Source organism: Acidobacteriota bacterium (assembly GCA_022340665.1).
Classification (GTDB): Bacteria; Acidobacteriota; Thermoanaerobaculia; order Thermoanaerobaculales; family Sulfomarinibacteraceae; genus Sulfomarinibacter.
This window is the reverse complement of sequence record JAJDNM010000030.1, coordinates 16,346-29,327: the sequence shown is the minus strand read 5'-3', so window position 1 is coordinate 29,327 and position 12,982 is coordinate 16,346. Positions and strand designations below refer to the sequence as shown.

At 59.4% G+C, this 12,982-nt stretch carries 14 protein-coding genes and 3 tRNA genes; 14 read left to right on the top strand and 3 right to left on the bottom strand.

Translation table 11 applies throughout. From position 1 onward, the window contains the following. The 7 genes from atpC to LJE93_04615 all read left to right on the top strand — a co-directional run. Positions 1 to 306, top strand: a 306-nt coding sequence (atpC, locus tag LJE93_04645; protein ID MCG6948189.1) for an ATP synthase F1 subunit epsilon, incomplete at its 5' end; no start/stop codon positions are given. Positions 307 to 441: 135 nt separating this feature from the next. Then, positions 442 to 1,779: a sodium-dependent transporter gene (locus LJE93_04640; GenBank protein MCG6948188.1), complete on the top strand. Its 1,338-nt coding sequence runs from the start codon at positions 442 to 444 to the stop codon at positions 1,777 to 1,779. Positions 1,780 to 1,895: 116 nt separating this feature from the next. After that, a tRNA-Pro gene (locus LJE93_04635) sits at positions 1,896 to 1,972 on the top strand. 101 nt (positions 1,973 to 2,073) lie between these two features. Continuing rightward, complete coding sequence (lexA, locus tag LJE93_04630; GenBank protein ID MCG6948187.1) at positions 2,074 to 2,679, top strand: transcriptional repressor LexA; 606 nt, start codon at positions 2,074 to 2,076, stop codon at positions 2,677 to 2,679. 58 nt (positions 2,680 to 2,737) lie between these two features. Further along, positions 2,738 to 3,091, top strand: a complete 354-nt coding sequence (locus LJE93_04625; protein MCG6948186.1) for a divalent-cation tolerance protein CutA — start codon at positions 2,738 to 2,740, stop codon at positions 3,089 to 3,091. 38 nt (positions 3,092 to 3,129) lie between these two features. Beyond that, on the top strand, positions 3,130 to 3,576 hold the full coding sequence (locus LJE93_04620; GenBank protein ID MCG6948185.1) for an ATP-binding protein: 447 nt from the start codon (positions 3,130 to 3,132) through the stop codon (positions 3,574 to 3,576). 56 nt (positions 3,577 to 3,632) lie between these two features. Further along, the gene (locus tag LJE93_04615; protein ID MCG6948184.1) at positions 3,633 to 3,968 is read left to right on the top strand and encodes an STAS domain-containing protein; all 336 of its coding nucleotides are present in this window, start codon (positions 3,633 to 3,635) and stop codon (positions 3,966 to 3,968) included. Between the two features lie 15 nt (positions 3,969 to 3,983). On the opposite strand, the gene LJE93_04610 is transcribed toward LJE93_04615, so the two are convergent. From LJE93_04610 to LJE93_04600, 3 genes are read right to left on the bottom strand one after another with little or no spacing between them, the layout of a single operon-like run. Next, entirely contained in the window at positions 3,984 to 5,024 is a 1,041-nt protein-coding gene (locus LJE93_04610; protein MCG6948183.1) for a hypothetical protein, read from the bottom strand. Continuing rightward, entirely contained in the window at positions 5,021 to 5,527 is a 507-nt protein-coding gene (locus tag LJE93_04605; protein MCG6948182.1) for a sigma-70 family RNA polymerase sigma factor, read from the bottom strand. Before LJE93_04605 ends, LJE93_04610 begins: the two co-directional genes overlap by 4 nt. A gap of 41 nt (positions 5,528 to 5,568) precedes the next feature. Further along, positions 5,569 to 5,994 (bottom strand): low molecular weight phosphatase family protein, encoded by a 426-nt coding sequence (locus LJE93_04600; protein MCG6948181.1) that lies wholly within the window; start codon positions 5,992 to 5,994, stop codon positions 5,569 to 5,571. A gap of 127 nt (positions 5,995 to 6,121) precedes the next feature. On the opposite strand from LJE93_04600, the gene LJE93_04595 reads away from it, so the two are divergent. The 7 genes from LJE93_04595 (at position 6,122) to lon (ending at position 12,978) form a co-directional block, all read left to right on the top strand. After that, entirely contained in the window at positions 6,122 to 6,823 is a 702-nt protein-coding gene (locus tag LJE93_04595) for a hypothetical protein (protein MCG6948180.1), read from the top strand. Between the two features lie 326 nt (positions 6,824 to 7,149). Further along, a tRNA-Lys gene (locus LJE93_04590) sits at positions 7,150 to 7,225 on the top strand. Positions 7,226 to 7,233: 8 nt separating this feature from the next. Then, positions 7,234 to 7,320: transfer RNA gene (locus LJE93_04585), tRNA-Leu, on the top strand. Positions 7,321 to 7,354: 34 nt separating this feature from the next. Further along, a complete protein-coding gene (gene tig, locus LJE93_04580) occupies positions 7,355 to 8,638 on the top strand; it encodes a trigger factor (protein MCG6948179.1) in 1,284 nt (427 codons plus the stop codon). Further along, on the top strand, positions 8,638 to 9,222 hold the full coding sequence (gene clpP / locus LJE93_04575) for an ATP-dependent Clp endopeptidase proteolytic subunit ClpP (GenBank protein ID MCG6948178.1): 585 nt from the start codon (positions 8,638 to 8,640) through the stop codon (positions 9,220 to 9,222). Before tig ends, clpP begins: the two co-directional genes overlap by 1 nt. Positions 9,223 to 9,282: 60 nt before the next feature. Then, positions 9,283 to 10,518, top strand: a complete 1,236-nt coding sequence (gene clpX / locus LJE93_04570) for an ATP-dependent Clp protease ATP-binding subunit ClpX (GenBank protein MCG6948177.1) — start codon at positions 9,283 to 9,285, stop codon at positions 10,516 to 10,518. Positions 10,519 to 10,578: 60 nt separating this feature from the next. After that, a complete protein-coding gene (gene lon / locus LJE93_04565; GenBank protein MCG6948176.1) occupies positions 10,579 to 12,978 on the top strand; it encodes an endopeptidase La in 2,400 nt (799 codons plus the stop codon). Positions 12,979 to 12,982 lie beyond the last annotated feature (4 nt).

Below are 12,982 nucleotides of genomic sequence, written 5' to 3'. Positions count from 1 at the left end.
CTCGGTGTGCTGCCGGGGCACACGCCGCTGCTGACCTCTCTCGGCACCGGTGCGGTCACGTGGATTGACGGTGACTCAACCGGCAGGCTGGTCGTCCAGGGGGGGTTCGCCGAGATCCAGCCCGACGCGGTTACGGTCCTCGCGTCGGTCGCCGAGACGATCGACGAAATCGACGTCGCGGCGGCGGAGACCACCCTGGCGGAGGCGCAGGATAAGCTCAAGACGGTCTCTGCAGAAGAGTTCGACGAGGTCGATAATCAGGTCCGTCTATCCGAAGCCCGAATCAACGCCGCATCGAAGCCCTGACAACTCGCATCCCCCCCGAGGCCGATTGACAGGCTGCCCCGGGAGGCTTTAGCTTCAGTCTGCGGCGGCTTCGGCAGCATTCCGGCGAGGCATTGGGGCCGCTGGTGTCGACGCCGGGTTTCCAGGAGGAGATTGATGAGTGCACCAACTGGTCGGGGCGAGTGGAGTTCGCAACTGGGGTTCGTTCTCGCCGCGGCGGGTTCGGCCATCGGTCTCGGCAACATCTGGCGGTTTCCATACGTGGCTGGCGAGAGCGGGGGTGGAGCCTTCGTTTTCGTGTACTTGATCTGTGTGGTGTTCATTGCCCTGCCGGTGATGCTGCTCGAGATCAGCCTGGGCCGGGCGACCCAGAAGAACCCGGTCGGGGCGTTCCTCGCTATCCGTCCGGGCACCAGGTGGCGGTACCTTGGCTACCTCGCACTGATCACGGGTCTCGGGATTCTGTCCTACTACGCGGTCATAGCCGGCAAGGTCGTTGCCTACTGTGTGACGTACGGTCAGAGCCTGGTTCAAGGCAATGCGGCTGCGTACCACGGGACCTCAACCATTACCATCCTGTACTTCGCCTTGTTCTTGATTTTGACCGTGCTGGTGGTGGTTGGCGGCGTGCAGCGCGGTATCGAACGATGGGCCAAGATCCTCATGCCCCTGCTCTTGGTCACCATGCTCGGCGTGATCGTGCGGGGCCTCATGCTTCCCGGCTCTCTCGAAGGCGTCAAGTGGTTCCTGATGCCCGATTTCACCAAAATCGGCGGTCGCGTGATCCTCAACGCAATGTCACAGGCGTTTTTCTCTCTTTCTCTCGGCATGGGCGCAATGTTGACCTACGGCTCCTATCTGTCGAAGAAACAGGATGTGCTCCGCTGCGGAACGTGGGTCGTTGTTTTCGATACAGCCATTGCGATCCTCGCCGGACTGATGATTTTTCCGGCCGTCTTCGCCCTCGGCCAAAACCCGGCCAGTGGGACAACGCTCATCTTCCAGGTGTTGCCGGCGGTCTTTGCGGAGATGGCAGGCGGCACTGGTGTGGCGCTCTTGTTCTTCTTTCTCTTGTCGGTCGCCGCGTTGACCTCGACGGTTTCCCTGCTTGAGGTGGTCACGGCATATTTCGTCGATGAGCTGGATTGGCCACGCTCACGAGCGGTATGGGCGGTCGGTGGGGCAACGTTCCTTGTGGGTATCCCTTCGGCTCTCGATATGGCTGGGATGGTTCCCTTTTCCACCAAGACGATTCTCGGGCAACCGGGATTCTTTGCCGCGATGGACTTCGTTTGGGGAAATCTCTCGCTCGCTTTCGGTTCTCTGATGTTGTGTCTCTTCGGTATCTTCGTGTGGGGCCTGCAGCGTGCTGCAGCCGAGATCGGATCGACCTCGGCCTTCTTTTCGCGCATTAGCGGCATCTGGCAGTTCTTCGTGCGGTGGGTGTGCCCCCTGTCGATTGCCGTCATCCTGGCGACGCTCTTCGGTCTCTAGCCGGCGTCCTCCGAGACGCCGCAGTCGCCGTTGGTGGCAGAGCGGCGGCGGACTTCCCGAGAGACCGGGGATGAGGGTTGCGTCACGCGCGGTAATTGGCTAGAGTGGCCGCCCGGCGGGGCGTAGCTCAGTCTGGTAGAGCGCACGGTTCGGGACCGTGAGGCCGGTGGTTCAAGTCCACTCGCCCCGACCATTTCAGATTCGGATGAAAGCGCGTTCGCAAGGCGCGCTTTTTCGTGCCAGGATTGACTTACGCCTTATTGTCACCTATGGTTGGTGGTGAGGAGAACGATTATGACCTACCTCACTGAGCGGCAGCGGGACGTGTTGGAGTTCATTTCTCGCCGGATCGAGATGGATGGCATAGCGCCGACGTTGCAGGAAATCGCAGACGCTTTCGGCTTCCGCTCCACCGCCAGTGCACAGAAGCATATAGCCCATCTTGAGAAAAAGGGATTCCTGCAGCGCGAAAAACACCAGAAGCGGGGCCTCGTTCTCTCGCCGCATCTGGAGAGCCCCATTTCTGCCAGTCTCCCCCTTTTCGGTGTCGTAGCGGCCGGGTCGCCAATCGAGTCCATTCCTGACGAGGAACAGATATTTGTGCCTTCGGAGTTCTTGCGGTCGGGAGATCATTATGTTCTGCGAGTGCGCGGCGACTCGATGGTCGGAGAGGGCATCAACGACGGAGATCTCGTTGTCGTGCAACGGTCGGCGGCCGCGCCGGATGGCGAGATGGTCGTTGCATTGGTGAGAGACGAGGTCACCTTGAAACGAATCTACCGCGAGGGGGATTCCGCGGTGCGCCTCCAGCCGGCGAATCCGTCCATGCCGCCGATGATCGCGCCGGCCGAAGATGTCCGGGTTCAGGGAATCATCGTCGGCCTGCTGCGAAGATACTGATCCGAGTGGCTTGCCGGTCCTCCTTGACTCACCAACAGATCTCGGCTAGCTTTCGGCCATGGCTGACCTTGAGAAAATCGCGCTTGTCATGACCTCCGTGGGCACTGAACAGCAGGCGGTCGAGATCTCCGAGGAGCTCATCGCGCGGCGGCTCGCGACGTGTATCAACATCGTGCCATGCCTGCGATCGATTTACCGTTGGAAGGGCAAGGTGTGCGAGGATTCCGAGTATCTCCTCCTCATCAAGACGCCCGAGAAACTCTTCGACGATGTGTCTTCAGCAATTCGCGAGTTTCATTCCTACGAGCTTCCCGAGATTCTCGCCATGCCCGTGTCCGCCGCCGAAGAAAATTTCCACCAGTGGATTCTGCAGATGGTGGAACCGGATGACAGCAAAGGCGAGGACGACTGAGGCCGTCGGACCGTGGCGTTGCTATACTCTGCCGGCTCATGATGGATCATCAAGTTCTGGAAGCCAGCCTCATCCTAGCGAGTCGCTTTGAAAATATTGAGGTTGCGGAACGCGCACTGGTTGATCTCTGCCAGCGTGCGGGTTGTGCCAATGACGAGGAATACTGGCTCGTGACCGCCCTGCGCGAAGCGGTGGCCAACGCCGTGCGGCACGGAAACGACCAGGACCCGAACCGGGTTGTCAGAGTCGCCTACTCGATCAACAACTCGACGGTGACGATTCGTGTCGAGGACGAGGGAGAGGGCTTTAACCCGGAAGAAATACCAGATCCAACCGATCCCGAGAATTTGCTGCGCCCCAGTGGAAGGGGTATTTTCTACATGCGGCAGTTCATGAACCGCGTTGAATTCAGCACTACACCGGCCGGCGGCACGGCTGTGGTGATGGTCAAGGACTTGGCAAACAATGACAGTGACCGTTCGTGAGCGCGCAGCTGTGGACTGCATCCCGAAATGGTCCCCCAGCAAAGGAGTGAACTCTTATGAAGAGCAATATTCGTGACGTCGGCGATGTCCGCATTATCGAACTGGGAGGCAAGATCACGATCGGCGCAGGCGACGTCAAGATTCGTGAGCTGGTTTCGCAGGCGTTAGAGGACGGTAAGACCAACATCATCTTTGATCTCGGGAATGTGACTGCAATTGATTCGTCGGGCATCGGCGAAATGGTGGCCTGCTATACGACAGTCGCCAAACGCGGAGGCCAACTCAAGCTCATGCACCTGTCGCCCAAAATCAACGATATCTTGCAGGTGACGCAGCTCATCACCGTGTTTGACGTATTTGACGATGAGCGTGAGGCCCTCGGGAGCTTCTAGAAAAGAAGCGCAGGCTCAATTCCTGCTAACGGCTCGCGGTTCAATGACGATCTCCGCGGAGTATTGGCCGTCGACGATGTCTTCGATTTCGAGGCCGATGACGAGATCCGCAGCGCATAACCGTTGAGAGGGAGAGGCGGAAGCGGCTCCACCAATTGGTTTCGCTTCACGGACCACACCGGTTGTGACAACGATCCGGACCATGTAGCGACCGGCCTTGCAGACGTGTGCCGGCGTGAACTCGCGCCAGGCCGAGTCTTCGCCAACGAAAACGAAGAGCTGTGCCCGCCCCCTCGGCGGTGCGGACTCCCAGGCGCGAGCGTCTTTTGGAAGCCGTTTCTTTTGTGCCTCCACCCCGCCCTCGTCTGTCCCGACCTGGACACGTTTCCGCTCCGCTAGGTCAGAGGCGGCCTTCTCGGCCAAGCCTGCTGGCACCGCCCTGCCGGCTTCTGCCGAATCGTCTTCTGCTTCGGCATCATGTTCGAGAGCACTGGCTCGTGTTTCTGTGCGGGCCATCTCCGCGCCCTTCTCCAGTGGTCCGCGCACGTCGAGCGGTGGCGGGTTATCAAGCTCGACCTCCGGGACCGGACTTGCCAACAGCCTGTCGCTCGAGCCCAACGGCCGTTCCTCGATGGGAAGCGCACTGGTTGGCAACGGTGCCAGTTGAAACCGTTCGCGTGGTTCCTGCCGATTCTCGGCCACCTTGCCGATCGAGCTCACGTTTGGACCGGAGGGGCTGCGCTGGTTGAGTGCGACGATCGCCGTAAGACCGAGTACCACCACCGCAGCGGCAGCGAGCCACCGTGTCCAGGGCTGGGTTGTCAGTGGCGATGGTTTCTCGCGCAGGAGGGGTTCGATGACGTTGTCGAGCTCGGCGGGAGGGAGGTCTTCAGACGCCAAGGCGGCGATCGAGCCCTTGATGCGCCGCATCTCGGCGAGGCGCCTGGCAAGAGCAGGGTCTGCGTCGAGCTTTCCCGAAAGCTCCCGTTCTTCATCGAGACTGAGATCGCCATCAAGGTGGCGGCTCAGCAGTTCGGCGGTCGCTTCATTCATCATGACTCCACCAAAACTCTCAACGCCTCCCGTGCTCGCGCGAGGCGCGAGCGCACCGTACCGATCGGGACATCGAGGACCTCGGCGATCTCTTGATAGCTGAGACCCTCCCCATCCCGCAGCCACACGGCGATACTGTAGTGCTCGGGGAGTTCATGCAGCGCCGCCTCGACCCGGGCGAGAAGCTCGGAGGCCTGTGCCTGTCTTTCTGGATCAGGTCTGTAATCCTGAGCAGATTCAACGATTTTCTGAACATCGTTCATGTCATCGCCCACCACTTGCAGGCCACGACCCATCTTCCGCCGATGCGCCCTGAGGTAGTTCCAGGCGATTTGGAACACCCAGGTCGAGAGTTTCGCATCTCCACGGAACCCGGGAAGACCCCGCCAAATGCGGAGAAAAATCTCTTGCGTGGTGTCAAGCGCCTCCTCCTCTGATTCTGTGAGCCGGCGAGCAAGGCGCCACACCGGCTGCCGAAAGCGCTCGTAAACTTGGTCGAAGTCCACGAGCCCAGTTTGCCACACGCCGTCTCAACCAGTGAGAGCTCTCAGGAAGACAGAAGTTCCTGTTGGAACTCTTTGGCGAGAAGTTCGCGAATTCGGTGATCGAGCTGGCGAGCAACCTCGAAATAGAAATCGTCGTCTTCTCCGAACGGGTCGGAGATGTCCCATGCTTGACGGTCGCCGCCGACGCTCGCCGGTATGTGGTCGAAGCCCCTCTGTCCGAGCAGGGACACAACGATGTCAATGTCATCAACATGGATATCGCAGAGCCCTTTCGAGAACAGGCCATCGGTAGCAATTCCTCGGGCTTCAAGAGTTTGAATCGTCTGGTCGGCGATCCACCCGAGAGGGTTGAGCCCGGCGGATCTGGCATCGACCCGCTCTCCGCCGAGCGCGCGGGTGATGGCTTCAGCCATTGGTGATCGACAGCTGTTTCCGATGCAGAAGAAGAGAATCGTCAGTCGTGCCACCAGTGAATTGTAAAACGATCGTTAAAGACGCGGCACCGAAGCCGTAATGATGAATGCTGATGCCCGGATGAAGGGGGGTGTAATTGACCACAGACAACCTTCGAGTTAGCCTTTTATGAGGAGGGAATTGACCGCTGTGGTCTTGACTGGCTTCAATACGGACATCAAGCACGCGGGCACCACCTATCATGTGCAGACGGAAGACAAAGGGCGCTCCAACCCTCTCGTCGAATCCCTCGTCTACACCTCCGGAGAAATTCTCTACACGCAACGAACACCATACGACGATCTCGTCGCGCAGGATGTTGACAGGGAAGCAGTGGCCTCCCTTATGGAACGCCAACACCGCTCGATAGTCGACGCGGTCCAATCCGGAGGACTGGCGCGCCTGACCGGCAAAATCGAGCAAATCGCCGCGGACGACGACACCACGATCACGTATCGCGATGAGGTGCCAGAAGAACCGCAAGAAGAGCAGTCCCTCGACCAGGTCATTCTCGACTACCTCGAAGCACAACGGAACCAGGCTCACCTGATTCTCCGCGCCACGGTGGATCATGACTTTACCTACGGCGTGGTCGCCCCGGTCGGGGTTTCAGCCGTGGACTCGAAGAGCAACGCGCCGCAAGTCGACGTCAAGATCTCGGTGCTCTTCAAGTCAACCGCCGAACCGCGCCGCGCGGTCCTCGCCGAGGGTTCAACCGGTGAAGATGGCACCTTCTCGGCCGAGGCCGATATGCCAGCCTTTGCCGGCGGAACTTCGGCGGTCGTGATTGTCGCCGAATCGGACCTCGGACGCTCGGAGATCAAGCATCTCGTACACAAGTGAATCGCGACTCCGGGCGACCTGCGCCGATGTCGTACTTGCGCTCCGGAATTCGCTGGCTTCACGGCCACACGGTTCGACGGCCTAACTGTTGATTCCCACAGCGTTGTCCGCGCCCCTCGGGTCGCCGACCCCACTGGGCACGGCACCTCGCCGCCCTCGCTACGAGGCCTCATGAATAATGCGGGCTAAACGGCCCGACACACCTCAAAATTACGCCGATAGGCCGTACTGCCGCAGAGCCGTGTTCAAGACCCCGCAACCGGCCGTCGCGTGGACGAGAGGGGTTGCCCCCCGCACGCTTTTTTCGTATAGTGCCCGTTGGCTGTGGGCCGTTAGCTCAATTGGCAGAGCAAGTGACTCTTAATCACTAGGTTGGAGGTTCGATTCCTCCACGGCTCACCAAATTTCCCGCGAAAGTGGCGGAACTGGCAGACGCGCGAGACTTAGGATCTCGTGGGGTAACCCCCGTGGGGGTTCGAGTCCCCCCTTTCGCACCAAGCCGTTGCAACGCCCGACCCAACGGAGAATTGAATGACCTACACACTTAACCGCCGAGCGAACCATACGGTTGAGATCTCGGCTCACCTCGATCCCACAGTTGTCGAAAGCGAACGAGAAGGAATCATCCGTAATATCCGCAGGAATGCTCGTATCCCCGGTTTTCGCCCGGGTAAGGCTCCGGTTGCGGCGGTACGCACGCGATACGCGGACGAGATTCGCGAAGAGCTGCAGGAACACTTGACCGGCCTTCTTTGGCGCGAGGTCTTCGAAGGCGAAAGCGAAATCGAGCCGATCACCAATCCGCAAATCCGCGATCTCGAATTCGACGATGATGGTGGGTTCTCCTTCGCGGCTGAGTTGGAAGTGCGACCCAAGTACGAACTGCCTGAAATTTCGGGGCTTGTCCTACCCGAGGCCACGCTTGAGGTCAGTGACGCCGAGATCTCCGAAGAGCTCGCAAAGATCCAGGAAGAGCAGGCTGTCTGGGAACCGGCTGAGGACGACGAGGCTTCGGACGGCATGCTGGTGGAAGTCGATCTCAAGGGAGAGGTCGAGGACAGCGAGGACGAGCCGTACAACGAAGAGGACGCAAGTTTCGTGCTCGGATCTGACAGAGTGCCGCCCGAAGTCAACGAGGCGCTCCAGGGTGCCAAGGTCGGTGATGAACGTTTCGCCACCAAAGCCCTGCCGGATGATCTCGAGGACGCGGAAAAGGCCGGCAAGAAGGTCACCTACGCCATAGCGGTCAAGGGCCTCAAGCGGAAGGTCCTGCCGGAGATCGACGATGATCTCGCGACCACCCTCGGGCTCGACGATCTCGAAGCGTTGCGGCTGCGAATTCGCGACGTTATGCAACAACAGAAACGAGCCGAGCGGAGAAACCAGTGGCGCCGGTTCGTCCTAGATCATCTCGAGGCTGACATCGACCAGGGCGAGCTCCCGTCGTCGCTTGTGCAATCGACTCTTCGTGAGCAGCTCGACCGGTACGCATACACGATGGCGATGCAGGGGGTCGATGTCGACCCCGAGAAGATCGATTGGCAGGAGATTGCCGCCAAGGCCGAACCGGCTGCGCGGCAGGAAGTGCTCGACACGCTCATCCTCGAACAGTTGGCAGAGAAATGGGACCAGCCGGTGCCGGAGGCCGAAGTCGACGCGTACGTCGCCGCCGAAGCCGTCCGCCAGGGCGCGCCGCCGGCCGAGCATAAGGCCAACCTAGCTGCCGAAGGGAAGTTGGAGCGGGTGCGCCATGCAGCGCGAATCGCGGCTACGGTAGACGAGATGATCCGCCGCGCCGGCGGGGAGGTGGAGTGATGTTGGTTCCTGTGGTCGTGGAGCAGACGAGCCGCGGCGAGCGCGCGTACGATATCTATTCTCGACTGTTAAAGGACAATGTGATCTTTCTCGGGACCGCCATCGATGATCAGGTGGCGTCGCTGGTGATCGCCCAGCTTCTCTTCCTCGAAGCCGAGAAGCCCGAGAAGGACATCTTTCTCTATATCAATTCTCCTGGGGGTTCGACGACTGCGGGTCTCGCAATCTACGACACCATGCAGTACGTCAAGCCGGATGTTTCGACCATTGCCCTCGGTCAAGCAGCGTCCATGGGCGCGGTGCTGCTCGCCGGCGGGGCGAAGGGGAAACGATTTGCGTTGCCCCACAGCCGGGTGCTCCTGCACCAACCGCTGATGGCGGGCCTCCAGGGGCAAGCTTCCGACATCGATATCCACGCCAAAGACATCGTTCGCGTACGGGAGCGGCTCAATCAGATCCTGTCCAACCACACCGGTCAGCCGATCGAAAAGATCCACGAAGATTCCGATCGCGATTTCATCCTCGAGGCTCAAGCAGCGTTGGAATACGGGCTTGTCGACAAGATCATTGTTTCCAGAGAATAGGGCTGTGGTAACCGCTGTGCCTAGCGTTCGTTTGATATACAATAGACCGAGGAGGGTCTGATGTCCCAGCGCGACGGTGACATGCTACGGTGCAGCTTCTGCGGCAAAAGCCAGCATGAGGTGCGCAAGCTGATCGCCGGTCCGACAGTTTACATCTGCAACGAGTGCGTCGAGGTGTGCCTGGACATCATTGCCGAAGATCGTGTCCACGAATCCAAATCGCGCGAGCAAGTCCTTCCGAAGCCGCACGAGATCAAAGATCATCTCGACGAGTATGTGATTGGTCAAGAATCCGCGAAGAAGAAGCTTTCCGTTGCGGTGTACAACCACTACCGTCGGATTGAGTACCAGACTGGCCGAGGACGTAACGACGTCGAACTGGCAAAATCGAACATCCTCCTCATTGGGCCGACGGGCACCGGTAAAACCCTGTTGGCACAGACGCTGGCCCGGCAGCTTCATGTACCCTTCACGATCGTCGATGCAACGACGTTGACCGAAGCGGGTTACGTCGGCGAAGACGTCGAAAACATTCTTCTCCGCCTCTATCAGGCGGCCGGGGGAGACCGCGATGCCGCTGAACGCGGGATTGTTTACGTCGATGAGATCGACAAGGTTGCACGAAAAGCGGAGAACCCCTCGATTACCCGGGATGTGTCTGGTGAGGGCGTCCAGCAAGCGCTTCTCAAGATTCTGGAGGGAACGGTTGCGAACGTTCCGCCCCAGGGTGGGCGGAAACACCCCCATCAGGAATTCCTGCAGATCGACACGACCAACATTCTTTTCATCTGTGGTGGTGCATTCGTGGGCCTCGACGAGGTGATTGCTGACCGCCTCAATCAGAAGCGCCTCGGTTTCGGCGTGGATCTCGGTGGCAACGAGCCTGGCTCGGCCGAACTCCTGGCCCAGGTTCACCCCGAAGATCTCATCAAGTACGGCATGATCCCGGAGTTCGTCGGCCGGATTCCTGTGGTCGCCAATCTGCACGAGCTCGACCACGAAGCGCTGGTACGAATCCTGACCGAGCCTCGAAACTGCCTCGTGCGACAGTACGAAACCATTCTCTCTTTCGAAGGCGTCGAGCTGTCGTTCACCGCGGACGCGCTCGATGCGGTCGCGGAAGAGGCGATTACGCGCAAGGTGGGTGCCCGCGGTCTGCGCATCATCCTCGAGGAACTGATGCTCGACATCATGTACCAGATTCCCTCCCTTCCGGATCTCAAGCAGCTTGTCATCTCGCGAGAGGTGGTGAAACGTCGCGTGCCGCCACTGCCCGTAGTTCGCAAAGTCAGTTAAAATTGCAGTGACGGGTCGATCCCGGCCCAATGAAAATACATCTCATCAAAAAGAGAATTCATGAACTCACAATCCTCAACCGTTCAGCTACCCGCAGTTCCACTGCGTGACATGGTCGTTTATCCCCACATGATGGCACCGTTCGTGGTAGGGCGGCGCCCGTCGGTTGTGGCCCTCGAACGTGCTCTGAGCCGGCCGGACAAGCAGATTTTCTTGGCGACTCAACGCGATCCAAAAGTCGATGAGCCGACTGAAGAAGACATCCATCGCCTCGGAGTAGTGGCCAGAGTGGTGCAACATCTGCAACTCGCCTCCGGCAACATCAAGGTGATGGTCGAAGGCCTCAGCCGCGCCCGCCTGCTCGAAATCGAAGACGATGACGGGTGTCTGATGGCACGGGTGGAACGGTTGAGGTCGCAGGCACCTGAAGACGAGTCCGTGACCAGTTATATGGCCCAGTTGGTCGAGCTCTTCAAAGAGTACGCCAAGCTCTCACATCACCTTTCCGCAGAAGGGGTTCTCGCTTCCCTGCAGACCGACGATCCCGACCAGTTTGCCGACATTCTCGCCGCTCACCTCTCTCAACCGACTGCGGAGAAACAGAAACTGCTCGAGATCATCGAGCCGATCGACCGCCTTCATCACCTTCATGACCTTCTCGACATGGAGATCGAGAAGCTCAATATCGACCGCCGAATCTCGTCGCGAGTCAAGAAGCAGATGGAGAAAGCGCAGCGAGAATACTACCTTTCAGAAAAAATCAAGGCGATCAACGAGGAGCTCGGGCGAAGCGATAACACCGAGGAACTGGAAGAGCTCAAGCAAAAGATCGAAGAGTCCGGCATGAGCGATGAGGCCAAGGAAAAGGCCGAGATCGAGCTACGCCGGCTTGAGGGAATGCCCCCGGTCTCCGCAGAAGCCGGGGTCTCGCGAAATTATGTCGACTGGCTGCTGGCGGTTCCTTGGAAGAAGGCGTCGCGCGAGATCCGGGACATTGAGCGCGCCGAGAAGGTCCTGCACGAAGACCATTACGGCTTGGAAAAGATCAAGGATAGAATCCTTGAGTTCCTCGCCGTGCGGCAACTGGTGCGCAAAACCACCGGCACCATCTTGTGCTTCGCTGGACCACCGGGAACGGGCAAGACCTCACTCGCTCGTTCGATCGCCCGCGCGACCGGCCGGGAGTTCGTCCGTCTGTCCCTCGGCGGGGTTCGCGACGAGGCCGAGATACGCGGTCATAGAAGAACCTATATCGGAGCCTTTCCGGGCCAGATCATCCAAATGATGCGAAAGGGCGGTACCGTCAATCCGGTGCTCCTCCTCGATGAGGTCGACAAGATGGCGGCGGATTTCCGCGGTGATCCCGCGGGGGCGCTACTCGAGGTTCTCGACCCCGAACAAAACCACACCTTCCACGACCATTACCTCGACGTCGAATATGATCTCTCGAAGGTCTTCTTCATTTGCACGGCCAACGTGACCCACTCGATTCCACCAGCCCTGCTCGATCGGATGGAGGTCATCCAGCTCTCCGGGTACACGCATCAGGAGAAGATGGAAATCGGGCGCCTCTTCCTCGTGCCCCGCCAGATCGAAAAGCACGGCCTCAAGAAGTTCAACATCGAGTTTGCGGACGACGCGATGATGTTACTTATCGAACGCTATACACGCGAGGCCGGCGTGCGAAACCTCGAGCGAGAGATTGCGTCTGTTTGTCGCAAACTCGCCCGGCGGGTACTCAAAGACAGAATCAAAAAAGGCTCAACCATCGAGATAACGACCGAGACTATCGGCGAGCTGCTGGGCAAGCCCAGATACCGCGCGCAACGGCGGGAGGAAGAGCCCGAGGTTGGCGCCGCGTCAGGTCTCGCGTGGACTCAAGTCGGTGGTGAACTCCTGTTGACGGAGACCACGTTGATGCGCGGCAAGGGCCAGCTCACCCTGACGGGGCAGCTTGGCGATGTCATGCAGGAATCGGCACGCGCCGCCCTGAGCTTTGTCCGCTCACGAGCGGAAATACTGGGAATTGACAGCGAGGCTTTCGAGAAGTCCGATGTGCATGTCCACGTGCCGGAAGGGGCCATCCCAAAGGACGGGCCATCCGCAGGTATCACCATCGCGACAGCGCTGGTCTCGTCGTTCACCGACACCCCGGTTCGGGTCGACGTGGCGATGACCGGGGAGATCACTCTGCGCGGACACGTGCTCCCCATCGGCGGTGTCAAGGAGAAGGTACTCGCAGCCTATCGTGCGGGAATCCGCGAGGTGTTGTTGCCGGCCGAAAACGAAAAAGACCTCGAGGATATCCTCGAGGATGTTCGCGAGGAAATGACCTTTCTCTTTGTCAACCACATGGATGAAGTGCTCGAACACGCCCTCGTTACGAATGTCGAAAAAGATGTCGCCACTCAGTCCGGCGAACCCGAGCCGCGGGTCGAGTCGTCGCCGTTGGCACATTGAGTTC

What these genes read in the sequence shown, in the direction of transcription:
- LJE93_04640 (MCG6948188.1), top strand. Translation starts at nt 442, where the DNA reads ATGAGTGCACCAACTGGTCGGGGCGAGTGGAGTTCGCAACTGGGGTTC.
- lexA (MCG6948187.1), top strand. Translation starts at nt 2,074, where the DNA reads ATGACCTACCTCACTGAGCGGCAGCGGGACGTGTTGGAGTTCATTTCT.
- LJE93_04625 (MCG6948186.1), top strand. Translation starts at nt 2,738, where the DNA reads ATGGCTGACCTTGAGAAAATCGCGCTTGTCATGACCTCCGTGGGCACT.
- LJE93_04620 (MCG6948185.1), top strand. Translation starts at nt 3,130, where the DNA reads ATGATGGATCATCAAGTTCTGGAAGCCAGCCTCATCCTAGCGAGTCGC.
- LJE93_04615 (MCG6948184.1), top strand. Translation starts at nt 3,633, where the DNA reads ATGAAGAGCAATATTCGTGACGTCGGCGATGTCCGCATTATCGAACTG.
- LJE93_04610 (MCG6948183.1), bottom strand. Translation starts at nt 5,024, where the DNA reads ATGATGAATGAAGCGACCGCCGAACTGCTGAGCCGCCACCTTGATGGC.
- tig (MCG6948179.1), top strand. Translation starts at nt 7,355, where the DNA reads ATGACCTACACACTTAACCGCCGAGCGAACCATACGGTTGAGATCTCG.
- clpP (MCG6948178.1), top strand. Translation starts at nt 8,638, where the DNA reads ATGTTGGTTCCTGTGGTCGTGGAGCAGACGAGCCGCGGCGAGCGCGCG.
- clpX (MCG6948177.1), top strand. Translation starts at nt 9,283, where the DNA reads ATGTCCCAGCGCGACGGTGACATGCTACGGTGCAGCTTCTGCGGCAAA.
- lon (MCG6948176.1), top strand. Translation starts at nt 10,579, where the DNA reads ATGAACTCACAATCCTCAACCGTTCAGCTACCCGCAGTTCCACTGCGT.